This is a genomic window from Burkholderia sp. SJZ089 (assembly GCF_007828315.1).
Taxonomy (GTDB): domain Bacteria; phylum Pseudomonadota; class Gammaproteobacteria; order Burkholderiales; family Burkholderiaceae; genus Burkholderia; species Burkholderia gladioli.
This window is the reverse complement of record NZ_VIUM01000007.1, coordinates 119,918-143,450: the sequence shown is the minus strand read 5'-3', so window position 1 is coordinate 143,450 and position 23,533 is coordinate 119,918. Positions and strand designations below refer to the sequence as shown.

Here is a 23,533-nt window from a genome sequence, read left to right as displayed (position 1 = left end):
GCCGGACCGCGCCTTCGGACGCCGATCCGGCCATCCGGCGCGCATGCGCCGCCGCGCGTTTCGAGTCATCAGGCATCCGAATCGATCGGCTTGCCTTTCCCAACCCTCGTCGTTCCCGTTTCATGGATTCCACCATGCATCTGCTGACTTCCTTCCTGGCCGGCGCTTTTCTCTGCAACTGCATTCCGCACCTGGTGGCGGGCCTGCAGGGGCGGCCGTTCCCCACGCCGTTCGCGACCCCGCGCGGCGTCGGCCTGTCCTCGCCGCTGGTCAATTTCCTGTGGGGCGCCTTCAATCTCGCGGTCGGCCTGTTCCGCTTCGAGCGCTTTCCGATCAGCCTCGGCCTGAATCCCGAATGCGCGGCGATGGCGCTGGGCGCGCTGCTGCTCGGCATCTACCTGTCGCGTCATTTCGGCAAGGTGCGCCGCGAAGCCGGCTGGTGATCTCGAATGGGCCTGCCTGGCGGGGGCCCATGTCGATGGCGCGAGCCGCGCGAAGGCGGCGCGGGCTGAAAAAGACGGCGGGCGCGCTGGATCGCGCGCCCGCCTCAAGCACCACTCGCTGGGATCGACAAGGGCTCGCCGGCCGGCTTCAGTGCACCACCACCACGCCGTGCGGCCAGTAGGCGGCGCGCACCCTCACCACCGGGTAGGCCGGCGCCACGTAGGCGCGCGGCACGACCACCGGCGCGAGCACCACCGGGGGCGGCACGCGCACCACCGGCGCGGCCACCACCACCGGCGGCGAGACATGGACGGGCGGCGGCACATAGACCGGCACGGCCGGCACCACGGGCACCACCGGCACGCCGACGCCGACGAACAAGCCGGCAAAGGCCGGCGGGGCGAGCAGGGCCGTCGACAGGGCGGCGGCCAGGAACAGGGAGCGCTGTTTCATCGGGAATCCTCGGGAACGGAAGAAGCGAGCCCGCGATGACGAGCCCAGGACGAAGCCTAGCCAGGGCGCCGATGACAATCTGTCGGCAATCGATGTCAATCCATGTCAGGCGGCGGCTGGGCGGGGAAGGGCGGGCTCGACATGGTTTGACATGAATTCGCAACAGCTTTGCGGAAAACGGCCGCCTACAGTGGCGGCGTCGATCGAACGGCGTCGTGCGGGCAGCCAGCCCCGGCGGGCGCCGCGTCGACGCCGCCGCGGTGCCGGGCGCCGCCGACTCCGGCGTTGGCCACCGGCCGGCACCGTGCCTTTCGCCAGCAGCCTTTCGTTCCCGATCGATGCCCCCATGCCTGCTTTCCGTTCGATTCCGTCTTCCGTCCCGCGCCGTCGTGCTTCCGGTCGCGCCCGTCATGCCAGCCGCATGGCGCTGGGGCTGCTGGCCCTGGCCGCCGGCTCCGCCGCGCACGCCCAACTGGCGCCCGGCGCCAGCCTCAATCTCGACGTGGTGGCGACGCCGCGCTACGCTGGCGCCTCGGCCTACCGCGTGCTGCCGCTGCCCTCGGTGGTGCTGCCGAGCGGCGCGATACCGCGGCTCACCTTCTTCACCGAGGGGCTCGACGGCGGCGCGGCCTGGGCGCTCGGCCCGCACCTGAGCGTGGGCCCGCTGATCGGCTTCTCGATCGGCCGCAAGCAGGACGACGCGACCATCCTGAACGGCACGGGCGACCTGAAGAATTCGTTCCAGTACGGCGCCTTCGTGCACTGGCAGGCCGACCGGCTCGGGTTGAACGTGAAATTCCTGCAATCGGCGCGCGGCGGCTACGGCAACCAGGTCACGCTCGGCGCGTCCTATGCCTTGCTCGCGCTGCCGCGCGACCGCGTGACGATTTCCACCGACGCGGTCTGGTCGAACGGCCCGGCCGCGCAGACCGATTTCGGCATCGACGGCGCGCAGGCGGCCGGCAGTCTCGCGCATCTGCCCGTGTACTCGGCCTCGTCGGGCTTCTCGAACGTCGACCTGAGGCTCGCCTACGAGCACCGCTTCGATGCTCACTGGTCGCTGCGCGCCTCGGCGGGCGTCGGCACCCTGCTCGGCGACGCGGCCGACAGCCCGATCGTGGAGCGGCGCACCAGCGTGTTCGGCACGCTGGGCGTGGGCTATCGCTTCTGAACCCGAGCGTCGGTTTTTGACTGATCCATACTTGGCGCGGCGAGGGCGTCGATGCATGATGCGCTGCCGCGCCAGGGGCATCCCCCTGAAGGACCATCCGATGACACGACCTATCCGGCTCGCCACTTTGCTGGCGATCTCGCTGGCCGCCTCCGCCGCTTTCGCGCAGGGCGCGGGGCTGCAGCAGTTGCAGGCGCGCTTCGCCGCCGCCGACACCGATCACGACGGCAAGCTCACGCCGGCCGAGGCGCGGGCCGGCATGCCGCGCGTGGCGCAGCACTTCGCGGAGATCGACGCCGATCACAAGGGCTACCTGACGCTCGACGACATCGAACGCTTCCTGGCCGCGCGCCGCGCCCGCCCGGCACCATGAGCGCGCAGCAAGCCGCGAGCGCGCCGGGCCTCGCGCCCGGCCGCATCATCGTGCTCGACGACGAGGCCGAGATCCGCAACATGCTCGAACGCTTCCTGGTCTCGCACGGCTTCGAGGTGCGCACCGCCAAGAGCGGCCCGCAACTGGAGGTGTTCCTGGAGCGCCATCCCTACGACCTGCTGATCCTCGACGTGATGATGCCGGGCGAGGACGGTCTGTCGATCTGCCGCCGGCTGCGCGCGCGGGGCGAGACGCTGCCGATCCTGATGCTGACCGCGCGGGGTGACCCCGCCGACCGCGTGATCGGCCTCGAACTGGGCGCCGACGATTACCTGGCGAAACCCTTCGTGCCGGGAGAGTTGCTGGCGCGCGTGCGCGCCATGCTGCGGCGCCGGCAGATGCTGCTGCGCCAGCGTGATGCGATCGCCGGCGTGCCGCAGGAGCGCGAGTCGGTCGCGCTGCGCTTCGGGCCGTTCCGGCTGGAGGTCGGCCAGCAATTGCTGTATCGCGACGACACGCGGGTGGAGATCGGCCAGGCGGAAATGCGCCTGCTCTGCGCGCTGGCGCAGACGCCGAACCGCCCGGTGAGCCGCGCCAACCTGATCGAGCGCGCGCGCGGGCCGCATTACGACGCGGCGCAGCGCAGCGTCGACGTGCAGGTGTTGCGGGTGCGCCAGATCCTCGAGGCCGACGCGGCCGCGCCGCGCCACATCCGCACCGTATGGGGCGTGGGCTACATGCTGATCGCGGAGCTCGACGCATGAGGATGCCCTGGCCGCGCTCGCTGCTGGGCCGCCATCTGCTGTTGCTGAGCGCCGTGGTGCTGGCCAGCATGCTGTCGACCTTCGCGGTTTTCTTCGCCTTCATCCAGAATCCGCGCATCGACGAGGCCGCCGCGCTGGTGGCCTCGCAGACGCGCATGGTGGCGCAACTGCTGACCGCGCTGCCGCCCGAGGCGCGCCGCCGCGAGCTGCTCGCGATCAACGGCGGCGAGCCGGCGACGCCGCCGCCGGATTCGGTCGATCGCACCCACGGCTACATGCCGACGCGTTTCCTGCGGCACCTCAGGCGCAATCTGCCGCCCGACACGCAGATCCGCTGGCAGCGCGGCACGGGCCGTTTCATCTGGGTTCGGATGCGCATCGACGGGCAGCCCGAATGGGTGGTGATCCCGTTGAGCACGGGCCTGGGCCTCTCCCTGCCCTTGGGCTTGATCGCCGAGCTGCTTGCCCTGGCGGTGTTCCCGGCGCTGGGCGCCTGGTTCATGCAGCGGCACATGGCGGGCAGGCTGAGCCGGCTGGCGCGCGCGGCCAAGGCGGTGGAGCGCGGCGCCTGGCCCGCGCCGGTGCCGACCGACGGGCCGCGCGAGCTGGCCACCGTGGCCGAGACCTTCAACCGGATGGTGGCCTCGCTGGCCGAGCTCGATGCCACGCGCGCCGAGCTGCTGGCCGGCGTCTCGCACGACATCCGCACGCCGCTGACCAAGCTGCGCATGGCGATCGCCGCGCCCGAGGCCTTCGAGGCGCCCTCGGCGAGCGCCGAGCGCTTCGTGGCCGAGATCGACGCGATCGTCGAGCAGTTCATCGACTACGCGCGCGGCTGGGACAGCGAGGCGGCCGTGCCCGGCGATCTCAACGCGCTGGCCGGGCAGCTCGCGGCCGACTATGTCGGGCTGGGTTACGGCTTCGCGCTGTCGCTCGCGCCGCTGCCGCCGCATGCGTATCGCCCGACCGGTATGCAGCGGCTGCTGATGAACCTGATGCACAACGCGGTGGTCCACGGCAGGCTCGGCCTCGCGGTGCGCAGCTGGGCCGAGCCCGGCGCGGTGCTGATCAGCGTGGAGGACAGCGGGCCCGGCGTGCCGGCCGACCAGTTGCCCCTGCTCAAGCGGCCGTTCCGGCGCGGCGACGATCCCGATCGCCCGCCCGGCTCGGGGCTGGGGCTGGCGATCGCCGAGCGCATCGCGCGCCAGCACGGCGGCCGGCTCGACCTGAGCCTGCGCGAGGGCGGCGGGCTGGCGGCCACGCTGCGCCTGCCGGCGGCGCGCGACTGAGGCACGCGACCGAGACGCGCCGGCTCAGATCTTCCGCAGCCGGCGCGAATACGACAATCCGTAGGAAGGCGAACGGAATTGCAGGATCGGGTCGTCGGTCGCCTCGATGCCGTCGGCCATCACCAGCGGATCGAAGTTGATGCCGTAGCTCGGTGCCTGCTCCTGCTGCATCGCGCTCGACAGCGTCAGCGTGCCGGCGTGGATCTCGCGTCGCTCCTTCGGCCACAGCAGGGTGGGGTTGATCACCGGGTCGCCCGGCTCGCCGATCGAGACGATCATGTCCCACAGCGCCGGGCCGCGCTGCAGCCGTTCCATCAGGCGCGGTTCCAGGAAATCGCGCGGCGCGTCCTTCATCTGCGCATCGGTCAGCGAGCGCTCGCCGTCGCGCGGCACGAAGCGCCAGCGCACCATCGTCACCTTGCCGCCGCGATCCACGAAGCGGAAGGTGTGGATGCCGTAGAACGCGCAGTTCGTGTAGCTCCAGGGCGGATTCACGGTGCCGAGGAAATGCGCCTGCGCGGCGTGGTCGGGATGGGTGGCGAGGAAGTGCTTGAACACCGCCGGGTCCGGCTTGCCGGTGGCGGGGTCGGGCGTCAGCGCGAAGAACTTGTCGATGAAGGTCTTCGGCATGGTGGCGAAGAACATCGGCGTATGCAGCATCGTCATGTGCTGCAGGGCGCCGCCGGGCAGGCGGAACTGCAGGCCGACGCCGCGCGTGCTGCGCTCGGTGTCGGCCGCGTCGGGGTCGCCGCCGGCCAGCGAGAAGCGGCCCACCACCTCGATGGTCTCGCCGCTGAACAGCAGCGAACGCGACAGCTCGGCCGCCGCCGGGCTGCCGACGAACTGGCCGAGCACGCCCACGCCCTTGGTGTGGTTGCGGCGCTTGGCAGGATGCACGCCGTAGGCGCTCTCCAGCGAGTCGAGCGCGTGCTGCGCGTCGGCTTCGCCGTATTCGTTGCCGACGGCGGGATGGGCGGCATCGCCCGCCGTGGCCGATGCGGCCGTTGCCGCCTGCGCGGCGACGGGCAGGCCCACCATCGGCGCGACGGCGCCGGCCACGGTCAGGCGCGTGGCGGCGGAAAGGAAGGAGCGGCGGCTCGATTCGGAAGTCTTGTCGGTCATGTTCTTGATCCTGTCGATGTGGGGGTGACATCGGGGTGAACAGACTTGGCGAGGGCTTATTCCGGTAAGCGGCGCGAATCCGGCGCGGAATTTTGTAATGGCATGTGTTGGGATGTTGCGGGGTGACGCGCGCGGGGTACCGGTCGTCCGTCGCGAAACAGGTGAGCCCGGCTCGGCAAAAAAAATCCGCCCGACTGGGCGGGCGGAGAAGAGAGGCCGGTCACCATGCGCGTGACCGGTATGGATAGTGATCCGGCGCGCCGCCCCGAACAATCGGAAGACTCCTAAAAACGGCGATGCCGAAGAAATTTTCTGCCTCGTGAAGCTGACCGCCGACAGGCCTCACCAGCCGAACTTGGCCTCGACGCCGACATAATCGGCATTGCGCGCGCCGAGCGCCCGCAGCGAATCCCCGACGTTGAAATGCACGGCTTCCAGCGCGAGCGCCACGTTATCGCTGACCAGCCAGTCGGCGCGCAGCTGCGCATACATGCCGGTCCAGCGGCTGCCGTGGCCCGCCGTGCCCGGCACCACCGCCATGCCCTGTCCATAGACGGCATCGGCCGCGGTCTCGCGCCACTGGAAGCCGAGCGCCGTCATCAGCGTGAGTGTCGGCGCGAGCTTGAACGTCAGCGAAGGCTTCACGTGGATCAGGTTGCTGTAGCCCGTGTAGCCGGCCAGCGTGAAGTAATAGCCGTTCGGGAACAGCGGGTTGAAGGTGCCGACGTGGCCGTTGCCGGGATGGCTGTCGCCGGAGGCGCCGTCCACCTGCAGGCCGAGGCGCGGCGCGCCGGGCAGCGAGGCAAAGGTATAGCCGCCGAGCATGCCGAAGGCCCAGGCGCCGATGCTGGCCGCGCCCACGTGCCCGGTCTGCCCCATCGCTTCCACGTCCCAGTCGAACGGCGCGCGCTTGCCGGCGTAGCGCATGTCGAACACGTCGCGCCGCTCGTTGCCGGCGGCATCGATAAAGCGCGCGCCGTCGCGCTCGTAGCGCGACCAGTAGGCCGACAGGTCGCCGGGGCCGAAGCTGCTGCGCTCGACGCGCAGGCCGCTGAACTTCAGGTGGCGGTTCGAGGTGTCGTCGAAGCTGTCGAGATCGCGATACTGCACCGGCCGCGTGAGATAGCCGATGAAGCGCCACTGGCCGATCTCGTAGTCGCCCCACAGCGCATCGAAGGCTTGCCGCACGTTGGGGCCGTCGCGCACGGCGATGAAGCGCTGCAGGTCGAAGGCCATCTCCTGGCGGCCGATGCGCGCCTTCACGGTGCCGGCGCCGAGCTGGCCGACGTAGGCGACGAAGGCCTGCTCCAGGTCGAGCGGGTTCTTGTCGACGGGCGACACCGAATCCTTGCCGAATGGGCGCGCATCCTCGAGTTGCACGAAGGCCTGCACGTGCTCGCCGAAACGCGCATCGGCATGGACTTGCGCGCGCTGGATCACGTAGCCGTCGGCGCGGCCGCTGCCGAGCCCGAACAAGGGCGCGTCGTTGAATTCGAAGCGCTCTCGCAGGTTCGCGCCGAGCGAGAGATACCAGCTCGGGTCGCCCGACAGCGGAATGTACTTGAGCGCGTCGAGCGGCTTGCGCGGCAGGCAGGGATCGGCGAGCGCGCCCCAGTTTTCCTGCCAGCGATTGAAGCCCGGCACGGGACGTTGCGCCTTGCAGGCTGCGTCGGGCGTCTGGGGCGGTGTTTGTGCCGAGGCCGCCGCCTTGGGTTCGCCGCCGGTTTCGTCCGCGATCTCGGCGGCGGCGGCCGCGCCGGCACCCGTCAGCAGCAGGCCCGCGATCGCCGCGATGCCGGCGGCTCGTTCGATGCGACGCGCGCGTGGCGTGGTCGAGCTCATGATCTCCTCGTGATGATTGGCGGATGCCATCGTGGAAACGATGGAAGCACCGCGCCGGCGCGGTCGCGCGGCGCGGCGGGCGATGTCACGCACGCCCGGCGGCGGCGTGTTCTCGCGTATCGGTGAAGATCGCCAGCCAGGCCAGCGCCAGCGTGGGCGCGAGCAGGGCCCAGAAGCCGAACTGCCGCCAGCCGAGCGCGCCGGCCACGGCGCCGCCCGCGAACGCGGCGATGGCCGGCAGCATCTTCGAGAAGCGTGCACGCACGGCGGCGCGCGCGGCGCTGTCCAGATGCGGCGACAGCAGATCCACCGCGTCGAGGATCGCCTGCGTGACGTTGCCCGTCATTACCGTGTTCGGCACGCCGGGCCGCGCGATCAGGCGCGGATGCGCGTTCTGCACGCCCATCGCGAAGGCGCCCAGCATGCCGGCGGCCACCGCCGCCAGGTCGTCGGGCCCGCCCACCGGCGAGGCGGCCACGCCGGCCAGGCAGAAGCCGAACATCAGCACGGCCTGGGCGGCATGCAGCAGGCGCGCGCCCTGGCGCGCGTGATGCACGGGCAGGGCACGCACCAGCAGGCTGCTGCCGGCCACGCCCGCCACGAAGGCGGGGAACACCGCCAGCTTCAGCAGCAGGCCCTGGCCGGAGCCGGCCGCGCCCGCGCCGATCAGCACGAAGTTGCCGGTCACGTGGGCGGTGAACAGGCCGAACAGCGCGACGAAGCTGAGCGTGTCGACGAAGCCGGCAACCGCGGCCAGCAGCGTGTCCTCGTGCTTCATTGCGCGGCGCTGGCGTGGATCTCGGCGATGTAGCCGCCCGGGAACTGCACAATCGCGGCTTCACGGCCGTCCGAGCTGAACGGCGCGACCAGCGTCTTGACGCCGGCCGCCTCGGCCTTCTTCAGCGTCGCGGCCAGGTCGGCCACTTCGTAGCCGGTCATCTCGTGCCCGAACGGGTAGGGCAGGTGGCCGTCGGTGACCAGCACGGTCATCTTGCCGAAGCCCGATTCGAGGCGCACGCGGCGGTAGGTGTCGCCGGGGCGGCCGATTTCCACGCCGGGCGCCTTGCGCACGTCGGATACCAGCTTGCCGTGCGAGAACGCCAGGAAGTCGCGGATCAGCTTGCCAGCGCTCTGGGCCGAGACGTAGACGCGGTTCTCGGGCACCGTCTGCAGCGCCTCGTAGCTGGGCGCCTGGTTGTGCCAGTAGAGCTGCATGTTGACGCCGCCGGGCCAGGTCACCACCGCATCGCGGCCGATCGGATCGGGGAAGGTGTCGACGATCACGTCGGCGCCGTGCGCGCGCGCCGACTTCACGGCCGCGTCCATGTCGCTCACCAGGTAGCCGGTGCGCTCGGCACCGAACGGCCAGGGCACCGGCGTCTTGAAGCCGAACACCGAGATCGTGCCGGCCGGCGTGAACACCAGTTGCGACATGGTCTGGCTCGGCGTGGGCGTGACCTGGAACACGCCCTGCTTGGACTTGCTGCCGCCGAAGGTGGCCACGAAGCTGTCGGTGAAGCGGTCGAAGTCCTCGGGCGCGACATAGACGTGGGTGGTGTCGTACTGCGGGCCGACGGCGAGCGACGGCGCGGCGGCCGTGGCCGGCGTCTTCGCGAAGGAGGCCTTGGCGAAGGCGGCCGGCGCGGTGAAGGCACCGGCGGTGCCGGCCGCGATCATCAGGGCCAGCAGGGTGGAGCGAATCGGATTCATGAACGGTGTTCCTTGTGGTTTGGTTTATTTCGCAGTGCCGCGGGATATCGATGGATGGTGGGCGGCGAATCAGGCGCGGCCGTGGTCGGCCGTATCGCGACTATCGCTGAGCAGGGTGGCGAGCGCCAGTGCCGCGATCAGGCCCAGGTGCTCGAAGAAGCTGTTGAGCGCTATGAAGCGCGCGGCGCCGGCGAGGTTCCAGAAATCGTTGGCCACCAGCATCGCGACCAGGGTCAGCGCCGCCAGGCCGCCGGCGCCGAGCCAGGTCAGGCGCCGCGCGATCACGCACAGCGAGCCGCCGATCTCCACCACGATCGCGAGCGCGGCCCACAGGGCCGGCGGATGCAGGCCGAAATGCGCCTGCTCGGCGATGGCGGCATCGAAGTGCAGCAGCTTGTCGATGCCGCCGACCAGGTAGGCGGAGACCAGCGCGAGCCGCAGCAGCGGCGCGACCCAGGCCGGCGCGAGCAGGGCGCGCACCCATGCCGGATTGCCGGCGAGCAGCGGGGCGGCCATCTCAGATTGCCCAGCAGGAGCAGCCGAAGGCACCCCAGAAGCCCTTGGCGTCCGAGGTCGGCAGCGACTTGTTCCAGGCGCTGGCATGCGCGTGGCCGTGCAGCGTGCAGGCGCTGTCGCAGGCGCACAGCGCGGCGGCCGCGGCGCGTTGCAGCGGCGCGCCTTCGCGCTGCGTCGCGCCCCAGCCGCCGTAGCCGCCGTAGCTGCGGGCGGGCGACCAGTCGGGCATGGCGGGCGGGATCGGCGCGTCGTGTTGCGAGAACGGCCCGGCGCCCCAGACGATGCGCCCGCCCACCACGGTCAGCAGCGCGGTGGTGCCGGCGATGTCGTCCTCGGCGCAGCCGAAGAAGTCGCGGTCGGGCACCATCAGGTCGGCGAGCTGGCCCACCGCGATGCGCCCCTTGCGCCCTTCCTCGTTCGAGAACCAGGTCACGTACTCCGTCCACATGCGCAGCGCGGTCTCGCGATCGAGCAGGCTGTGCCGCGGGTAGAGGCGCATGCCGCCCACCGTCTTGCCGGTCACCAGCCAGGCCAGCGAGATCCACGGGTTGTAGGAAGCCACGCGCGTGGCATCGGTGCCGGCCGAAACCTTGAGGCCCTTCTCCAGCATCTTCGCCACCGGTGGTGTGGCCTCGGCGGCCTGGGCGCCGTAGCGCTCGACGAAGTATTCGCCCTGGTAGGCCATCCGGTGCTGCACGGCCACCCCGCCGCCGAGCGCGGCGATGCGGTCCATCGAGCGCTCCGAGATGGTTTCGGCGTGATCGAAGAACCAGTGGATGCCGTCCAGCGGAATATCGCGGTCGACCTTCTCGAACACGTCGAGCGCGCGGCTGATGGTTTCGTCGTAGGTGGCATGCAGGCGCCACGGCCAGCGGTTCTGTGCCAGCACGCGCACCACGCCTTCCAGTTCGCCCTCCATCTCGGGCGGCAGCTCGGGGCGCGCCACGCGGAAGTCCTCGAAGTCGGCGGCCGAGAACACCAGCATCTCGCCCGCGCCGTTGTGGCGGAAGTAGTCGCTGCCGTCGTGATAGGTGACGGACTGGGTCCAGTTCACGAAGTCCTCCTTCTCGGCCTTGGGCTTCTGCGTGAACAGGTTGTAGGCGATGCGCACCGTCATCTGGCCGGCGTCGTGCAGCTTGCGGATCACCTCGTAGTCGTCGGGGTAGTTCTGCGAGCCGCCGCCCGCGTCGATCGCGCCCGTCACGCCCAGGCGGTTCAGCTCGCGCATGAAGTGGCGCGTCGAGTTGGCCTGGTATTCCTCGGGCAGCTTGGGACCCTTGGCCAGCGTCGCGTAGAGGATGGTCGCGTTGGGGTTGGCCAGCAGCAGGCCGGTGGGGTTGCCGGCCGCGTCGCGCAGGATGGTGCCGCCCGGCGGCTCGGGCGTGTCCCTGGTATAGCCGACCACGCGCAGCGCGGCCGCGTTCAGCAGCGCGCGATCGTAGAGATGGAGGATGAACACCGGCGTGTCGGGCGCCGCCGCGTTCAGTTCCTCGATGGTCGGCAGGCGCTTCTCGACGAACTGGTGCTCGGTGAAGCCGCCTACCACGCGCACCCATTGCGGCGCGGGCGTAACCGCCACCTGCTGCTTGAGCATCTCCATGGCGAGCGCCAGCGAGGGCACGCCGTCCCAGCGCAGCTCCATGTTGTAGTTGAGGCCGCCGCGGATCAGGTGCAGGTGGTTGTCGATCAGGCCCGGCAGCACTGGGCGGCCCTGCAGGTCGATCACGCGCGTGGCGTCGCCGGCCAGCGGCATGATCTCGGCGTCGTCGCCGACAGCGATGAAGCTGCCGTCGGCGATCGCCACCGCGCTGACGACGGGCCTGGCGCGATCGAGCGTGGTGATCCTGCCGTTGTGCAGGATCAGGTCGGGTTGCTTGTCGCTTGCATTCACGAGCGTTTCCTTTCGGGTTTGAGTGGGAAGGTGGGCTAGAAGCCGAGCCACAGCCGCAGCGAGGGCACGGCCTGCGCGCCGATCAGCATGCCGAGCAGGCCGACCAGGGCGATCAGCGGCGGCGCCGGCGAGCGCACGCGGATCGCGCTGTAGATCACGCCGATCAATGCGCCCGCCGCGAGCGATACCCAATAAGATTTCATGCGCTCAGCCTCTCGATCGAATTAGAATCCGGAGCGTCGTGTCCGGATCCGCGTCGCCGATCACGCGATCGACGGGTACCACATCGTTTAACTATCCTTAGCGTCGAACCAGGCGCGCGGGACCTTCACTCCCCACCCGCACATGCAAGCTCTTCCTGATCTCGAAGCCTGGGCCATCTTCGCGCGCGTCGTCGAGACCGGCTCGTTCGCGAAGACCGCCAACCTGCTGGGCATCTCGCAACCGACCGTCTCGAAGGCGATCGCGCGCCTCGAGCAGCGCCTCGGCACCATGCTGCTGTACCGCACCTCGCGCAAGCTCTCGCTCACGCCTACCGGCGAGCTGCTGCGCGATCGCGCGATCCAGTTGCTCGCCGATGCCGAGATGATCGAGAACGAGGCCTCGGCGCAGGCGCTCGAACCTCACGGCACGGTGCGCCTGAACGCGCCGATGTCGTTCGGGCTGCGCCATCTCTCGCCGCTGCTGCCGGCCTTTCTCGAGCGCTATCCCGGCGTCGACGTCGACCTCGTGCTGACCGACCAGATCATCGACATCGTCTCCAGCGGCTGCGACGTCGCGATCCGCATCGCCGATCTCAGCGATTCCTCGCTGCGCGCGCGACGCCTCTGCGCGGTGCATCGTCCGCTGGTCGCCTCGCCCGAGTACCTGGAGCGGCATGGCCGCCCCGAGCATCCGCGCGATCTCGATCGGCACGTCAGCATGATCTACACCAACCTGCCCTCGCCCGATTACTGGCGATTCCGGCATGTCGACTCCGACCAGGAGTTCGCCGTGCCGGTGCGCGGCCGCATGCGCACCAACAACGCCGACGTGATCCTGCCCGCGCTGCTGGCCGGGCAGGGCATCGCCTTGCAGCCGGAGTTCCTGGTCTGGGATGCGTTGAAGAGCGGCGCGCTGGAGCGCGTCATGTGCGACTGGCGCATCTCCGACATCAACGTCAACCTGGTGACGCCGCCCGGCATGCTGCGTGCCGCGCGCGTCACGGTGCTGCTCGATTTCCTCGTCGAGCACCTGGCGCATGCACCTTGGGCGCTGTCCGGGGACTGAATCGAAACAGGGCCGCGAGCGACTCGCGCGCGGCATCCCGAGCCGGTGCTCGGCTTACTTCGCCGGCACCGCCGCGAGGATTTCGTGCTGCCCGGCCGTGCGCTGCGCGGCCTTGTGCACCATCGTGTAGGCATAGTCGACGCCGAGGCCGTAGGCGCCCGAGTGCTCCTTGGCGATCGCCATCACGGCGTCGTAGCTGTCGCGGCGCGCCCAGTCGCGCTGCCACTCGAGCATCACCTGCTGCCAGGTGACGGGGACCACGCCGGCCTGGATCATCCGCTGCATCGCGTAGTCGTGCGCATCCTGCGAGGTGCCGCCCGATGCGTCCGCCACCATGTAGATCTCGTAGCCGCCTTCGAGCATCGCGCACAGCGCGAAGGTGGTGTTGCAGACCTCGGTCCACAGGCCCGACACGACCACCTTCTTGCGGCCGTTCGCGGCCAGCGCGTCGCGCACCTTCTGGTCGTCCCAGGAATTCATCGAGGTGCGTTCGAGCACCTTCTGGCCCGGGAACACGTCGAGCAGTTCGGGATAGGTGTAGCCGGAGAAACTTTCACTCTCGACGGTGGTGATGGTGGTGGGCACCTTGAAGACCTTGGCGGCCTTGGCCAGCGCGACGACGTTGTTCTTCAGCGTCTGGCGGTCGATCGACTGGACGCCGAAGGCCATTTGCGGCTGCTGGTCGATGATGATCAGTTGGCTGTTTTGCGGCGTGAGAACTTCAAGCTTCGAATCGCTCATGAGGTGGCGTCCTTCGATTGGGGAGAGGAGAGCGGCGCGGCCGGATGGCGCGACCGGGGAAACCGTGCACGTGGCAGGGCGCCGGAACGGGGCACGATCCGGCGGCAATCATTTGACACGCAATCGCGGCGCCAAGAAATCCAAGAAACGGAATGGCTTCGATTCCAAAAACCGCCCCTCGAAAGTGCCGTTCCACGCTTTCTTTCTTCATGCGAACCGGCTAGTCTTGCGGACGTCCGGCCGTGCGACGGCGAGCGCCGGCATCTCGTGAAAAGGAGCGGCCCGATGAAGGCTTATGTGTTGTCCCTGCTTGCCGGTCTGCTGGCCGGCGTGGTGTATGGCGCGATCGGCGTGGCTTCGCCGGCGCCGCCCGTGATCGCGCTGCTGGGGCTGCTGGGGATGTTGGCGGGGGAGCAGATCCTGCCGGTGGCGCGGCGGATCCTGGCGGGGCATCGCCTGTCGGCCGCGTGGCGCGAGGCGAAGTGCAACCAGCACATGTTCGGCGCCTTGCCGGGCGGCCCGGGCGCGGGCGGCGGCGCGACGCGGCGCGAGCCGTCGTGATGCGGCGAGGGCGGCGGCGATGCGCGGCGCGAGGCCGCGATCGTTGCGCCCGCAAGCTTCCCTAGAGATTCACAGCAGGTCGGCGCGCAGCTCGCGAACGCGTCTCGCGTGAGGCTGACTTGCGGCATGCGCTGCTCGGCGGCGATCCTCTCCGACCCGAGGCTTCCGCCGGGCCGCCCAAATCAGGCGCCGGGGCCGAGGATCTCGCGCACAGCCGTCATTTCGTCCATCAGCTCGCGGGCCGAGGCGTCGATGCGCTCGCGCGCGAAGGCGTCGATCTCGATGCCGTTCACCACGCGGTAGCCGCCCGCCTCGCAGGTTACCGGCATGCCGTAGACGAGCCCGGCCGGGATGCCGTATTCGCCGCTCGAGACGATGCTCATCGAGACCCAGCGGCCGTCGCTGCCCAGCACCCAGTCGTGCATCTGGTCGATCGCCGCGTTCGCGGCCGAGGCGGCCGACGAGGCGCCGCGCGCCTCGATGATGGCGGTGCCGCGACGCGCCACCTCGGGGATGAAGACCTCGCGGTTCCAGGCTTCGTCGTCGATCCTGGCCGGCAGCGGCTGGCCGTCGGCGAGCGCGTGCCGGTAGTCGGCGTACATGGTGGGCGAGTGATTGCCCCAGACGGCCAGTTGCGTGATCGCGCCGACCTCGACGCCGCAGCGCGCCGCGAGCTGCGAGGCGGCGCGATTGTGGTCGAGCCGGATCATCGCGGTGATGGCGTCGGGCGGCAGGTCCGGGGCGAAGCGGCGCGCGACCCAGGCGTTGGTGTTGGCGGGATTGCCCACCACCAGCGCCTTGACCGAGCGCTGCGCGACCTCGTTGAGCGCCTCGCCCTGGGTGCGGAAGATCGCGGCGTTGGCGGCCAGCAGGTCGCGCCGCTCCATACCCTTGCCGCGCGGGCGCGAGCCGACCAGCAGCGCGTAGTCGGCATCGCGGAAGGCCTGGCGCGGATCGTCGCTGATCTCGATGCCGGCCAGCAGCGGGAAGGCGCAATCCTCCAGCTCCATCACCACGCCGCGCAGGGCGGGCATCGCCTGGGGCAGTTCCAGCAACTGGAGGATCACGGGCTGCTGCTTGCCGAGCAGGTCGCCGTTGGCGATGCGAAACAGCAGCGAATAGGCGATCTGGCCGGCCGCGCCGGTCACGGCGACGCGTTTGACGGGTAGGTTGGGCATGGTGCGCTCCTTGGGTGGGCTTGGGGCCGGCGCCCGCCGTGCGTGTCACGACTGGCGGGCGCCGTTTCGTATGGCTCAAGCATCCCAGAGGCGGCGCATGCGCGCCAATACAGAAAAACGATTCGCGCCATGCCTTTGCGGCATGGCGCGAGGGCGCTCAATGCGCCTGCTGCCACTGCTTCATGGTGCGGATCTCGGTGCGCTGGGCGGCGACGATCCCGGCCGCGAGCTTCCTCATCGCGGGGTCCTTGCCGTAGCGCAGTTCCACCTCGGCCATGTCGATCGCGCCCTGATGATGCGGAATCATGTGGGCGACGAAATCCTTGTCGGCGTCGCCCGTGTAGGGCGGCGCGCTCATGCCCTGCATCATCTTCTGGTCGGCGTTCTGGAAGGCGGTGGTGGAGCCGGCCGGGCCGTCGCTCGGCGCGGACATCTTCATGCCTTGCATGGCGGGAGCAGCGCCTTGTTGCGCGCTGGCGAACGCCGGCGCGCCCAGCAAGGCGGCGGCTGCCGCGAGCGGCAGGATGGAGCGGAGTGCATGTCGGAATGTCATCTGGCTTCTCACTTTGACTGGGGAATGGCGAAGTGTGCGAGGCCGGCGCGCAGGTTGTGTGCCCGCGGGGCTCGTCACGGGGCATATCGTCAAGCTTGCCATGGTGGGAAGGTCAAGGAGGAATGAAGGCCATCGTGATTCGCTGGAAGGAGCGATAACTTTTACTAATCACGGTGAAAAATCCCGCATCTTATATAGCGGGATTTGGCTGGCTATAGTCCGCCCCATCGACCCCCACCCGGCGCACCGCGCCCCGGAGCCCCTGATGACCGCCAATGCCACCGCAGCCCGCTACACCGAAATCCCCGATCTCGCCGACGACGTTCCCGACCTGCTCGACATCCGCCACCACATCCACCGCCATCCCGAACTGGCCTTCGAGGAGGTGGCGACGGCGGCGCTGGTCGCCGGCAAGCTCGAAAGCTGGGGCTGGCAGGTCACGCGCGGGGTGGGCGAGACGGGCGTGGTCGGCACGCTGACGGTGGGCGAGGGCCGGCGCCGGATCGGCATCCGCGCCGACATGGACGCCCTGCCGATCCTGGAAGCCACCGGCCTGCCCTACGCGAGCGAGACGCACGGCAAGATGCACGCCTGCGGCCACGACGGCCATACCACCATGCTGCTCGGCGCCGCCCGCCATCTGGCGCGCACCCGCAACTTCTCGGGCACGGTGCACCTGTACTTCCAGCCGGCCGAGGAAAAGGGCGTGGACAGCGGCGCCCAGCGCATGATCGCCGACGGCCTGTTCGAACGCTTCCCCTGCGACGCCGTGTTCGGCATGCACAACCATCCCGGCGCGGAGCCGGGCAAGTTCCTGATGCGGCGCGGGCCGTTCATGGCGGCGGGCGATCGCGCCGTGATCGAGATCGAGGGCGTGGGCGGCCACGCGGCGCGCCCGCACCTGGCGGTCGACACGGTGGTGGTCGCGGCCAGCATCGTGATGGCCCTGCAGACCATCGTCTCGCGCAACCTCGATCCCTCGCAGGCGGCGGTGGTCACCATCGGCACCATGCACGCGGGCACCGTCAACAACGTGATCCCGCAGCGCGCGCGGCTCGAGTTGAGCGTGCGTTCGTTCAGCGAAACGGTGCGCGCGCAACTGAAACGCCGGATCACCGAGATCGCCGAGGCGCAGGCGGCCAGCTACGGCGCCAAGGCCATCGTCGACTATGTCGACGGCTACCCCGTGGTGGTCAACTCCGACGAGGAAACCGATTTCGCGGCGCAGGTCGCCAAGGAACTGGTGGGCGAGGCCAACGTCGTCGAGCAGACCGACCCGCTGATGGGCAGCGAGGATTTCGCCTACATGCTGCAGCAGCGCCCGGGTTCCTTCGTGCGGCTGGGCAACGGCGTGGGCGAGGACGGCTGCATGGTCCACAACCCGCATTACGACTTCAACGATCACAACCTGCCGATCGGCGCGGCCTTCTGGACGCGGCTCGTCGAGCGTTACCTGTCGCGCTGAGATCGCGCCGGCATCCTGCGTCGCCACGAACGCGGCGACGCATCGCCCCGCGTGATCCATCGAGCCCGTTTCCAACCATCCAGCAAGGGAGAAGCCGCATGCGCGACGAGCAACTGACGCTTCGCATCGACGAAACACCGGACGCCGCCGCGCCTGCCCGGCTGTCCGCGCGCGGCGCCGTGGTGGCGGCCGTGATCGGCAACTGGCTCGAATTCTTCGATTTCACCGTGTATGGATTCTTCGCGGTCCTGATCGGCAAGCTGTATTTCCCGGCCGGCGACGCGACTACCTCGCTGCTGCTGTCGGTGGCGACCTTCGCGGCCGGCTTCTTCACGCGGCCGCTCGGCAGCGTGCTGCTCGGCGTCCATGCCGACCGGCGCGGCCGCAAGGCGGCGCTGAACCTCACCATCATGCTGATGGCGATCGGCACGGGCTTGATCGCGATCGCGCCCACCTACGCGCAGATCGGCGTGTTCGCGCCCGTCATCATCGTGTTCGCGCGGTTGCTGCAGGGCTTTTCGCAAGGCGGCGAATTCGGCGCGGCCACGTCCACCCTGCTGGAACAGGGCGATCGGGCGAAGCGCGGTTTCCGCGCGAGCTGGCAGCTTGCCACGCAAGGCGGCGCGGCCTTGATGGGCTCCGGGCTCGCGGCGTTGCTGTCGAATGTGCTGACCAAGGACGCGCTGGAGAGCTGGGGCTGGCGCATTCCCTTCGTGGTCGGCCTGTCGATCGCGCCGGTCGGCATGCTGCTGCGCCGCCGGCTCGCCGAGGAGCCCGGCGCGGCCTCGCACGCGATCGACGGCGGCGTGTTGCGCGAGCTGTTCACGCAGCACGCGCGCACGGTGCTGCTGATCACGCTGACGGTGATGGGCGGCACGGTCTCCACCTACATCCTGACGTTCTACATGCCGACCTACGCGATCCACACGCTGGGCCTGCCGATGAAGCTGTCGATGTTCGTCGGGGTGGCGTCGAGTTGCGTGATCCTGGTGATGTGCCCGGTGTTCGGCTGGCTCTCCGACAAGGTGGGCAGCCGCAAGCTGCCGATCTTCGTCGGGCGCGGCACGCTGGTGTTGCTGCTGTTTCCGGCCTTCATGCTGATGAATCGCTATCCGACGCTGTCGGTGGTGATGCCGCTGACCTCGCTGATGCTGCTGTTCTTCTCGATGGGCTCGGCCTCGGAGTTCGCGCTGATGTGCGAATCGTTCCCGCGCCGGATCCGCGCGACGGGCATCTCGATCGCCTATGCGCTGGCGGTCACGATCTTCGGCGGCACGGCGCAGTTGGTCGCCACCTGGCTGGTGCGCGTGACCGGCAATCGCCTCGCGCCGGCCTGGTACGTGGCGGTTTGCGTGCTGCTGTCGCTGGTGGCGGTGTCGCTGCTCAGGGAGACGGCGAAGGACGAGGGCGAGGCGGGTTGAGGCAGTTGCCGGCGCGCCGTGCTCGATACCTCGCCGGTGGCGGTGGAGTATTCGATCACGGATCTCGGCAGGACGCTGCAGGTCCCGTTCGGCGCGGTGTATGACTGGTCGATCCAGCACCTGCATGTCATCGAGGAGGCGCAGCGTGCGTATGATCGGCAGGCGCGGGCGTGAGACCGTCTGGCGCAGTGACGAGAGGCCGTGGCCGGCATCGCGCCTCATTGACGAGATACGCTCGCCTCCGTACACTGGCGGCGTTTGTCAAGGCGTTTCGTGAGCGGATGAGCATTGGCGGTATCGATGCGAGACGAGCGTGCTGCCCACCGGGTCCTGCACACCAGCAGGCGCAAGAGAAGTCCGCAGGCATGTCATCGTGCCTGGGAAAGGCCCTTCGGGGCCTTTTTCTTTTTCGGCCGAGCATTCTCCTGTTCCTGGTACACGCCGGCAACCAGTCCGACCAGGGACCTGAATCGCCACCTTTGCGCGCCGGTCGACGCGGCCAGGTTTCTCAAATATGCGCTCTTCACGTACATGTTGAGAGCGGGTAGCAGGGAGGCGTGGTTTTTCGTCAGGCTGAAGAACAAGGAATAGTCTCGTGGCCCGTCTGCCATTGGCAGAACCACCTGCGCCACATAGGTATAGCTTTCCCTCGACCAATAAATCATTCCCCCGAGCATGCCGGCAATGACGGTAGGGAGTTGCCGCGGCACCAGTAGCGCGTTTCGTCGAAGGCGCGCAGTTCTCCCCGATGCGTGTATCGATGTTCGTCACCATGGATGTCGTCACGAAAGCTCACGGTGAAGCAATGGCATCCAAATCGAACGACGATCGATACGCTGATCGGTGGTTTGCCGGCAGGAGACAAGGGCACCTGCAATATCATCGGTTGCAGGTGCTCCAGCGTGTATTGCTGTCCTCGGAACCGCTTCGCTGCGAAATGATTCATGGATGGCCGTGCGCAAGGTCGTTCGGAACGAACAGAGTCGTGACCTATAAACGGATCCGCACCGGCGCGTCGAGACGTATATCGTCGCGGTATCCTTGGCACCGCGTGTTGTTGTTCATGCGTTGTAGGCCGTTGGATATATGCTTGTTGGCAGGCTCATGTCTGGTCGGCAATGACGATTTGGTATCTCGCCGGCCTGCCGGGCCATCGCAGTGACCCGGGAGCCGTCGTGTCGATCGACCGTGCCGTGCATCCAGAGGAAATCCCTTCCCCCTTTCCATGCAGCCTTCGCCGATGATCACCCTCCGCCCCCTCACAGCCGACGATTTCGACCGCTTCTGGCCGACCTTCCAGGTCATCGCCGCCGCGCAGGAAACCTACGCCTACGACCCGGCCATCACCAGGGAGGCGGCGCGCTCGCTATGGATCGACCTGCCGCTCCACACCTTCGTCGCCGAGCAGGACGGCGAGCTGCTGGGCTCCTACTACCTGAAGCCGAACGCGGCCGGCCCGGGCAATCACGTCTGCAATTGCGGCTACATGGTGGCGCCCGCCGCGCGCGGCAAGGGCGTCGCGCAGCGCATGTGCGAGCACTCGCTGCAGGTGGCGCGCGAGGCAGGCTTCCTGGCGATGCAGTTCAATTCGGTAGTCGCGACCAACGAGGTTGCCGTCGCGCTGTGGAAGAAGATGGGATTCGAGGTGGTGGGCACGCTGCCGCGCGCCTATCGCCATGCCAGGCTCGGCCTGGTCGACTGCCTCGTGATGTACCGCTGGCTCGGCGAGCCGGATCCGGCCGCCTGAAACGTCGAGGCCGCCGCGCGCCATGATAGGCGCGCGGCGGCCCTTGCCTTGCCGCTGATGCCCGACGCGGCAGCCGCCGCTCGAATCAGGCCGCCGACGCCGATTCCGAACCCTGCGCCGCGCCGATCGACGCGTAGCTGCCGGTGCCTTCCGGCCAGGGCGTCAGCACCTCGAAACCGTGCTCGGTCACGACCACCATGTGCTCCCATTGCGCCGACAGCGAGCGGTCGCGCGTCACGACGGTCCAGCCGTCCGAGAGCTGCTTGGTTTCCGCCTTGCCGGCATTGAGCATCGGCTCGATGGTGAAGATCATGCCCGGCACCAGCTTGAGCCCGATGCCGGGCCGGCCGTAATGGAGCACCTGCGGCTCGTCGTGATAGACGGTGCCGATGCCGTGCCCGCAGTACTCGCGTACCACGCTGTAGCCGGCCGCGTGCGCCACGCTCTGGATGGCATGGCCGACATCGCCGAGCGTCGCGCCCGGCCTGACGGCGAGGATCCCGGCGCGCATCGCCTCGTAGGTGGTGTCCACCAGGTGCCGGGCGGCGGGCGCGGGTTCGCCGACGTAGTACATGCGGCTCGTGTCGCCGAACCAGCCGTCCTTGATCACCGCGACGTCGATATTGATGATGTCGCCGTCCTCGAGCACGTGCGCCGAGGGGATGCCGTGGCAGACCACATGGTTGACCGAGGCGCAGATCGTCTTCGGGAAGCCGTGATAGCCGATGTTGGCGGGCGTCGCCTTCTGCACGTTGACGATGTACTCGCGGCACAGCGTATCGAGTTCGTCGGTGGTGACGCCGGGCTTCACATGCTCGCCGATCATCTGCAGCACCTCGGCCGCGAGCTTGCCCGCCACGCGCGATTGCGCGATTTCCGCCTTCGAGCGGAGCGTGATTTTCGGAGCGCGCGCCATCACGCCACCTGCGGCAGTGAAGTTTCGTCGGGCGCCTGCTGGACCTCCGCGCGCAGCAGCATCTGGCAGATCTCGCCGTAGCTCAGCGTCGGATTCAGTTCGGCCAGCATGCCCACGCGCAGCCAGTGCTCGGCCTGCGCATTGATCGAGCGGCTCAGCGCGCCGCTGGTGCGGCGCAGGGAGTCGTGCATCGACTCGGAGATTTTGATGATTCCCATGTTGCCCTATTTATATGAAATGTAGCTGTTTCGCATATTAGCAGAAATAAACCGGGCTGCCACGGGTCGACTGCCGCCCCACATCGGGCAGGCTTGCCCGCCGGTCGGCTATGATGCCTGTCCTCTCCGAAGTCGCTCCTCATGATCTCCATCCGTAATGTCACCCTGCGCCGCGGCGTCAATGTCGTGCTCGATCGCGCATCCGTCGTCTTCACGCCGGGGGAAAAAAAAAAATCGGCCTGGTCGGCCGCAATGGCGCCGGCAAGTCGTCCTTCTTCGGCCTTCTCAACGGCACGCTGCATGAAGACGGCGGCGAGTTTTCGATTCCCGCCGCGTGGAAGATGGGCCAGGTCGCGCAGGATATGCCCGAGACCGAGCAGAGCGCGACCGACTTCGTGATCGAGGGCGACACCGTGCTGCTGGCCGCGCAGGCCGAGGTGGCCGCCGCGGAGGCCAGCGACGACGGCATGCGCATGGCGGAGGCTTACATGGCCCTGCACGACGCCGGTGCGCATGACGCTCCCTCGCGGGCGCAGGCGCTGATTCTCGGTCTTGGCTTCAGTGAGGCGCAGCTCGACCAGCCGGTCAACAGTTTCTCCGGCGGCTGGCGCATGCGGCTCCAGTTGGCGCGCGCCCTGATGTGCCCGTCGGACCTGCTGCTGCTCGACGAACCGACCAATCACCTGGATCTCGACGCCCTGGTCTGGCTGGAAGCGTGGCTCAAGCGCTACCAGGGAACCCTGGTGGTGATCAGCCACGATCGCGAATTCCTCGACGCGGTGACGCAGGTGACCGTGCACGTCGACAACGCGAAGCTGGTGCGTTACGGCGGCAACTACAGCAAGTTCGAGGAGATGCGTGCCGAGCAGATGGTCTTGCAGCAGGCTGCGATGGCGAGGCAGGCGGACAAAATCGCCCACCTGCAGAAGTTCATCGATCGTTTCAAGGCCAAGGCCTCGAAGGCGAAGCAGGCGCAGAGCCGGGTCAAGGCGCTCGAGCGCATGGAGAAGATCGCGCCGGTGCTGGCCGACGCGGAATTCAGCTTCGAGTTCAAGGAGCCGCTCAACGTGCCGAACCCGCTGCTGTCGATGCTGGACGCGAGCTTCGGTTACCCCGCGCCGGACGACGCGGCGCCGGGTACGCCGCCGACCGTCATCGTGCGAGGCATCAATCGTTCCGTGCTGGCCGGGCAGCGCATCGGCATCCTCGGTGCCAACGGGCAGGGCAAATCCACGCTGGTGAAAACGGTGGCCCACGCGCTGGCACCGATCGCGGGCGAGATCAGCGAAGGCAAGGGCCTGAACATCGGCTACTTCGCCCAGCAGGAACTCGACGTGCTGCGTCCTCTCGATACGCCGATCGAGCACATGATCCGCCTGGCCAGGGACACGCCGGCGCACATGCGCGCGCCTGGTCAGAGCGGCACGGAACAATCGCTGCGCACTTTCCTCGGCAGCTTCAATTTCAGCGGCGACATGGTCCATCAGCAGGTCGGCACGATGAGCGGCGGGGAAAAGGCGAGGCTCGTGCTGTGCATGATCGTGTGGCAGCGCCCCAACCTGCTGCTGCTCGACGAGCCGACCAACCATCTGGACCTGGCCACCCGCGAGGCGCTGGGCATGGCGCTCAATGAGTTCGAGGGCACCGTGATGCTGGTCAGCCACGACCGGTCGCTGCTGCGCGCGGTGTGCGACGAGTTCTGGCTCGTGACCAAGGGGGGCGTGGAGCCCTTCGACGGCGACCTGGACGATTACCAGCAGTTCCTGCGCGACGAGGCTCGTCGCATGCGCGAGCAGGCTAGCCTGCAGTGAGTGTGCGTTGCATGAGTATTCTGGGATAAACGTTGTGAGCTGCGATGAACTGATCGATTGTGTCGTCGCACCGCATTT

Annotated in this window: 25 protein-coding genes and 1 pseudogene; 12 read left to right on the top strand and 14 right to left on the bottom strand. The window is 68.6% G+C overall.

The features are described 5' to 3' along the window. Positions 1-134: 134 nt before the first annotated feature. Positions 135-443: a hypothetical protein gene (locus tag FB600_RS15060; protein WP_013691520.1), complete on the top strand. Its 309-nt coding sequence runs from the start codon at positions 135-137 to the stop codon at positions 441-443. A gap of 148 nt (positions 444-591) precedes the next feature. Here FB600_RS15060 and FB600_RS15055 read toward each other — a convergent pair whose 3' ends face one another. Next, positions 592-897 (bottom strand): hypothetical protein, encoded by a 306-nt coding sequence (locus FB600_RS15055; protein ID WP_096752015.1) that lies wholly within the window; start codon positions 895-897, stop codon positions 592-594. 346 nt (positions 898-1,243) lie between these two features. Here FB600_RS15055 and FB600_RS15050 point away from each other — a divergent pair, with 346 nt between their 5' ends. The 4 genes from FB600_RS15050 (at position 1,244) to FB600_RS15035 (ending at position 4,494) form a co-directional block, all read left to right on the top strand. Then, a complete protein-coding gene (locus tag FB600_RS15050) occupies positions 1,244-2,068 on the top strand; it encodes a MipA/OmpV family protein (RefSeq protein ID WP_145757017.1) in 825 nt (274 codons plus the stop codon). A 100-nt stretch (positions 2,069-2,168) separates the two neighbouring features. After that, a complete protein-coding gene (locus FB600_RS15045; protein ID WP_096752928.1) occupies positions 2,169-2,441 on the top strand; it encodes an EF-hand domain-containing protein in 273 nt (90 codons plus the stop codon). After that, positions 2,438-3,205: a response regulator gene (locus tag FB600_RS15040; RefSeq protein WP_096752013.1), complete on the top strand. Its 768-nt coding sequence runs from the start codon at positions 2,438-2,440 to the stop codon at positions 3,203-3,205. Before FB600_RS15045 ends, FB600_RS15040 begins: the two co-directional genes overlap by 4 nt. Next, a complete protein-coding gene (locus FB600_RS15035) occupies positions 3,202-4,494 on the top strand; it encodes an ATP-binding protein (protein ID WP_098151364.1) in 1,293 nt (430 codons plus the stop codon). The genes FB600_RS15040 and FB600_RS15035 overlap by 4 nt, the downstream gene beginning before the upstream one ends. Before the next feature lie 24 nt (positions 4,495-4,518). On the opposite strand, the gene FB600_RS15030 is transcribed toward FB600_RS15035, so the two are convergent. From FB600_RS15030 to FB600_RS15000, 7 genes are all read right to left on the bottom strand, one after another. After that, a complete protein-coding gene (locus FB600_RS15030; RefSeq protein ID WP_098151363.1) occupies positions 4,519-5,616 on the bottom strand; it encodes a catalase family peroxidase in 1,098 nt (365 codons plus the stop codon). A 342-nt stretch (positions 5,617-5,958) separates the two neighbouring features. Continuing rightward, the gene (locus FB600_RS15025) at positions 5,959-7,458 is read right to left on the bottom strand and encodes an alginate export family protein (RefSeq protein ID WP_145757068.1); all 1,500 of its coding nucleotides are present in this window, start codon (positions 7,456-7,458) and stop codon (positions 5,959-5,961) included. 85 nt (positions 7,459-7,543) lie between these two features. Further along, complete coding sequence (locus tag FB600_RS15020; RefSeq protein WP_096752010.1) at positions 7,544-8,236, bottom strand: YoaK family protein; 693 nt, start codon at positions 8,234-8,236, stop codon at positions 7,544-7,546. Next, entirely contained in the window at positions 8,233-9,168 is a 936-nt protein-coding gene (locus tag FB600_RS15015; protein WP_096752009.1) for a VOC family protein, read from the bottom strand. Before FB600_RS15015 ends, FB600_RS15020 begins: the two co-directional genes overlap by 4 nt. 69 nt (positions 9,169-9,237) lie before the next feature. Continuing rightward, entirely contained in the window at positions 9,238-9,684 is a 447-nt protein-coding gene (locus tag FB600_RS15010; RefSeq protein WP_145757018.1) for a DoxX family protein, read from the bottom strand. A 1-nt stretch (position 9,685) separates the two neighbouring features. Next, positions 9,686-11,575 (bottom strand): amidohydrolase, encoded by a 1,890-nt coding sequence (locus FB600_RS15005; RefSeq protein WP_096752007.1) that lies wholly within the window; start codon positions 11,573-11,575, stop codon positions 9,686-9,688. 35 nt (positions 11,576-11,610) lie between these two features. Continuing rightward, positions 11,611-11,778, bottom strand: coding sequence for a DUF1427 family protein (locus FB600_RS15000; protein WP_013691509.1), 168 nt, complete (start codon positions 11,776-11,778; stop codon positions 11,611-11,613). A gap of 142 nt (positions 11,779-11,920) precedes the next feature. Between FB600_RS15000 and FB600_RS14995 the strand changes: the two genes are divergently transcribed. After that, a complete protein-coding gene (locus tag FB600_RS14995; RefSeq protein ID WP_096752006.1) occupies positions 11,921-12,844 on the top strand; it encodes a LysR family transcriptional regulator in 924 nt (307 codons plus the stop codon). Positions 12,845-12,898: 54 nt separating this feature from the next. Here the strand turns inward: FB600_RS14995 and FB600_RS14990 are convergent, their stop codons facing one another. Then, positions 12,899-13,585, bottom strand: coding sequence for a hydrolase (locus tag FB600_RS14990; RefSeq protein ID WP_145757019.1), 687 nt, complete (start codon positions 13,583-13,585; stop codon positions 12,899-12,901). Positions 13,586-13,870: 285 nt separating this feature from the next. Between FB600_RS14990 and FB600_RS14985 the strand changes: the two genes are divergently transcribed. After that, complete coding sequence (locus FB600_RS14985) at positions 13,871-14,146, top strand: DUF1427 family protein (RefSeq protein WP_013691506.1); 276 nt, start codon at positions 13,871-13,873, stop codon at positions 14,144-14,146. Between the two features lie 182 nt (positions 14,147-14,328). Here FB600_RS14985 and FB600_RS14980 read toward each other — a convergent pair whose 3' ends face one another. Together FB600_RS14980 and FB600_RS14975 are read right to left on the bottom strand one after the other, a co-directional pair. After that, positions 14,329-15,324 (bottom strand): malate dehydrogenase, encoded by a 996-nt coding sequence (locus FB600_RS14980; RefSeq protein ID WP_145757020.1) that lies wholly within the window; start codon positions 15,322-15,324, stop codon positions 14,329-14,331. 157 nt (positions 15,325-15,481) lie between these two features. Then, on the bottom strand, positions 15,482-15,877 hold the full coding sequence (locus FB600_RS14975) for a DUF305 domain-containing protein (RefSeq protein ID WP_096752005.1): 396 nt from the start codon (positions 15,875-15,877) through the stop codon (positions 15,482-15,484). 265 nt (positions 15,878-16,142) lie between these two features. Here FB600_RS14975 and FB600_RS14970 point away from each other — a divergent pair, with 265 nt between their 5' ends. The 3 genes from FB600_RS14970 (at position 16,143) to FB600_RS14960 (ending at position 18,937) form a co-directional block, all read left to right on the top strand. Then, positions 16,143-17,342: a M20 aminoacylase family protein gene (locus FB600_RS14970; protein WP_096752004.1), complete on the top strand. Its 1,200-nt coding sequence runs from the start codon at positions 16,143-16,145 to the stop codon at positions 17,340-17,342. A gap of 98 nt (positions 17,343-17,440) precedes the next feature. Next, the gene (locus tag FB600_RS14965) at positions 17,441-18,763 is read left to right on the top strand and encodes an MFS transporter (protein ID WP_172878014.1); all 1,323 of its coding nucleotides are present in this window, start codon (positions 17,441-17,443) and stop codon (positions 18,761-18,763) included. A gap of 18 nt (positions 18,764-18,781) precedes the next feature. Further along, positions 18,782-18,937 carry a winged helix-turn-helix transcriptional regulator gene (locus FB600_RS14960; protein WP_098182261.1) on the top strand — a complete coding sequence of 52 codons (156 nt, stop codon included), beginning with the start codon at positions 18,782-18,784 and terminating at the stop codon, positions 18,935-18,937. 487 nt (positions 18,938-19,424) lie between these two features. Here FB600_RS14960 and FB600_RS14955 read toward each other — a convergent pair whose 3' ends face one another. After that, positions 19,425-19,709, bottom strand: coding sequence for a hypothetical protein (locus tag FB600_RS14955; protein ID WP_127837719.1), 285 nt, complete (start codon positions 19,707-19,709; stop codon positions 19,425-19,427). 294 nt (positions 19,710-20,003) lie between these two features. Here FB600_RS14955 and FB600_RS14950 point away from each other — a divergent pair, with 294 nt between their 5' ends. After that, entirely contained in the window at positions 20,004-20,510 is a 507-nt protein-coding gene (locus tag FB600_RS14950; RefSeq protein WP_098183257.1) for a GNAT family N-acetyltransferase, read from the top strand. Between the two features lie 85 nt (positions 20,511-20,595). Here the strand turns inward: FB600_RS14950 and map are convergent, their stop codons facing one another. Both map and FB600_RS14940 read right to left on the bottom strand, forming a co-directional pair. Beyond that, entirely contained in the window at positions 20,596-21,426 is an 831-nt protein-coding gene (map, locus tag FB600_RS14945; RefSeq protein WP_013691500.1) for a type I methionyl aminopeptidase, read from the bottom strand. Beyond that, positions 21,426-21,644: a ParD-like family protein gene (locus FB600_RS14940; protein ID WP_013691499.1), complete on the bottom strand. Its 219-nt coding sequence runs from the start codon at positions 21,642-21,644 to the stop codon at positions 21,426-21,428. Before FB600_RS14940 ends, map begins: the two co-directional genes overlap by 1 nt. A gap of 141 nt (positions 21,645-21,785) precedes the next feature. Between FB600_RS14940 and FB600_RS14935 the strand changes: the two are divergent. After that, positions 21,786-23,455 (top strand): annotated as a pseudogene (locus FB600_RS14935) (ABC-F family ATP-binding cassette domain-containing protein). Positions 23,456-23,533: the final 78 nt, after the last annotated feature.

Bases quoted from the DNA above. Each gene is read 5' to 3' on its own strand.
- FB600_RS15060 (WP_013691520.1), top strand. From the start codon at position 135: ATGCATCTGCTGACTTCCTTCCTGGCCGGCGCTTTTCTCTGCAACTGC.
- FB600_RS15055 (WP_096752015.1), bottom strand. From the start codon at position 897: ATGAAACAGCGCTCCCTGTTCCTGGCCGCCGCCCTGTCGACGGCCCTG.
- FB600_RS15050 (WP_145757017.1), top strand. From the start codon at position 1,244: ATGCCTGCTTTCCGTTCGATTCCGTCTTCCGTCCCGCGCCGTCGTGCT.
- FB600_RS15045 (WP_096752928.1), top strand. From the start codon at position 2,169: ATGACACGACCTATCCGGCTCGCCACTTTGCTGGCGATCTCGCTGGCC.
- FB600_RS15040 (WP_096752013.1), top strand. From the start codon at position 2,438: ATGAGCGCGCAGCAAGCCGCGAGCGCGCCGGGCCTCGCGCCCGGCCGC.
- FB600_RS15035 (WP_098151364.1), top strand. From the start codon at position 3,202: ATGAGGATGCCCTGGCCGCGCTCGCTGCTGGGCCGCCATCTGCTGTTG.
- FB600_RS15030 (WP_098151363.1), bottom strand. From the start codon at position 5,616: ATGACCGACAAGACTTCCGAATCGAGCCGCCGCTCCTTCCTTTCCGCC.
- FB600_RS15025 (WP_145757068.1), bottom strand. From the start codon at position 7,458: ATGAGCTCGACCACGCCACGCGCGCGTCGCATCGAACGAGCCGCCGGC.
- FB600_RS15020 (WP_096752010.1), bottom strand. From the start codon at position 8,236: ATGAAGCACGAGGACACGCTGCTGGCCGCGGTTGCCGGCTTCGTCGAC.
- FB600_RS15015 (WP_096752009.1), bottom strand. From the start codon at position 9,168: ATGAATCCGATTCGCTCCACCCTGCTGGCCCTGATGATCGCGGCCGGC.
- FB600_RS15010 (WP_145757018.1), bottom strand. From the start codon at position 9,684: ATGGCCGCCCCGCTGCTCGCCGGCAATCCGGCATGGGTGCGCGCCCTG.
- FB600_RS15000 (WP_013691509.1), bottom strand. From the start codon at position 11,778: ATGAAATCTTATTGGGTATCGCTCGCGGCGGGCGCATTGATCGGCGTG.
- FB600_RS14995 (WP_096752006.1), top strand. From the start codon at position 11,921: ATGCAAGCTCTTCCTGATCTCGAAGCCTGGGCCATCTTCGCGCGCGTC.
- FB600_RS14990 (WP_145757019.1), bottom strand. From the start codon at position 13,585: ATGAGCGATTCGAAGCTTGAAGTTCTCACGCCGCAAAACAGCCAACTG.
- FB600_RS14985 (WP_013691506.1), top strand. From the start codon at position 13,871: ATGAAGGCTTATGTGTTGTCCCTGCTTGCCGGTCTGCTGGCCGGCGTG.
- FB600_RS14980 (WP_145757020.1), bottom strand. From the start codon at position 15,324: ATGCCCAACCTACCCGTCAAACGCGTCGCCGTGACCGGCGCGGCCGGC.
- FB600_RS14975 (WP_096752005.1), bottom strand. From the start codon at position 15,877: ATGACATTCCGACATGCACTCCGCTCCATCCTGCCGCTCGCGGCAGCC.
- FB600_RS14970 (WP_096752004.1), top strand. From the start codon at position 16,143: ATGACCGCCAATGCCACCGCAGCCCGCTACACCGAAATCCCCGATCTC.
- FB600_RS14965 (WP_172878014.1), top strand. From the start codon at position 17,441: ATGCGCGACGAGCAACTGACGCTTCGCATCGACGAAACACCGGACGCC.
- FB600_RS14955 (WP_127837719.1), bottom strand. From the start codon at position 19,709: ATGAATCATTTCGCAGCGAAGCGGTTCCGAGGACAGCAATACACGCTG.
- FB600_RS14950 (WP_098183257.1), top strand. From the start codon at position 20,004: ATGATCACCCTCCGCCCCCTCACAGCCGACGATTTCGACCGCTTCTGG.
- map (WP_013691500.1), bottom strand. From the start codon at position 21,426: ATGGCGCGCGCTCCGAAAATCACGCTCCGCTCGAAGGCGGAAATCGCG.
- FB600_RS14940 (WP_013691499.1), bottom strand. From the start codon at position 21,644: ATGGGAATCATCAAAATCTCCGAGTCGATGCACGACTCCCTGCGCCGC.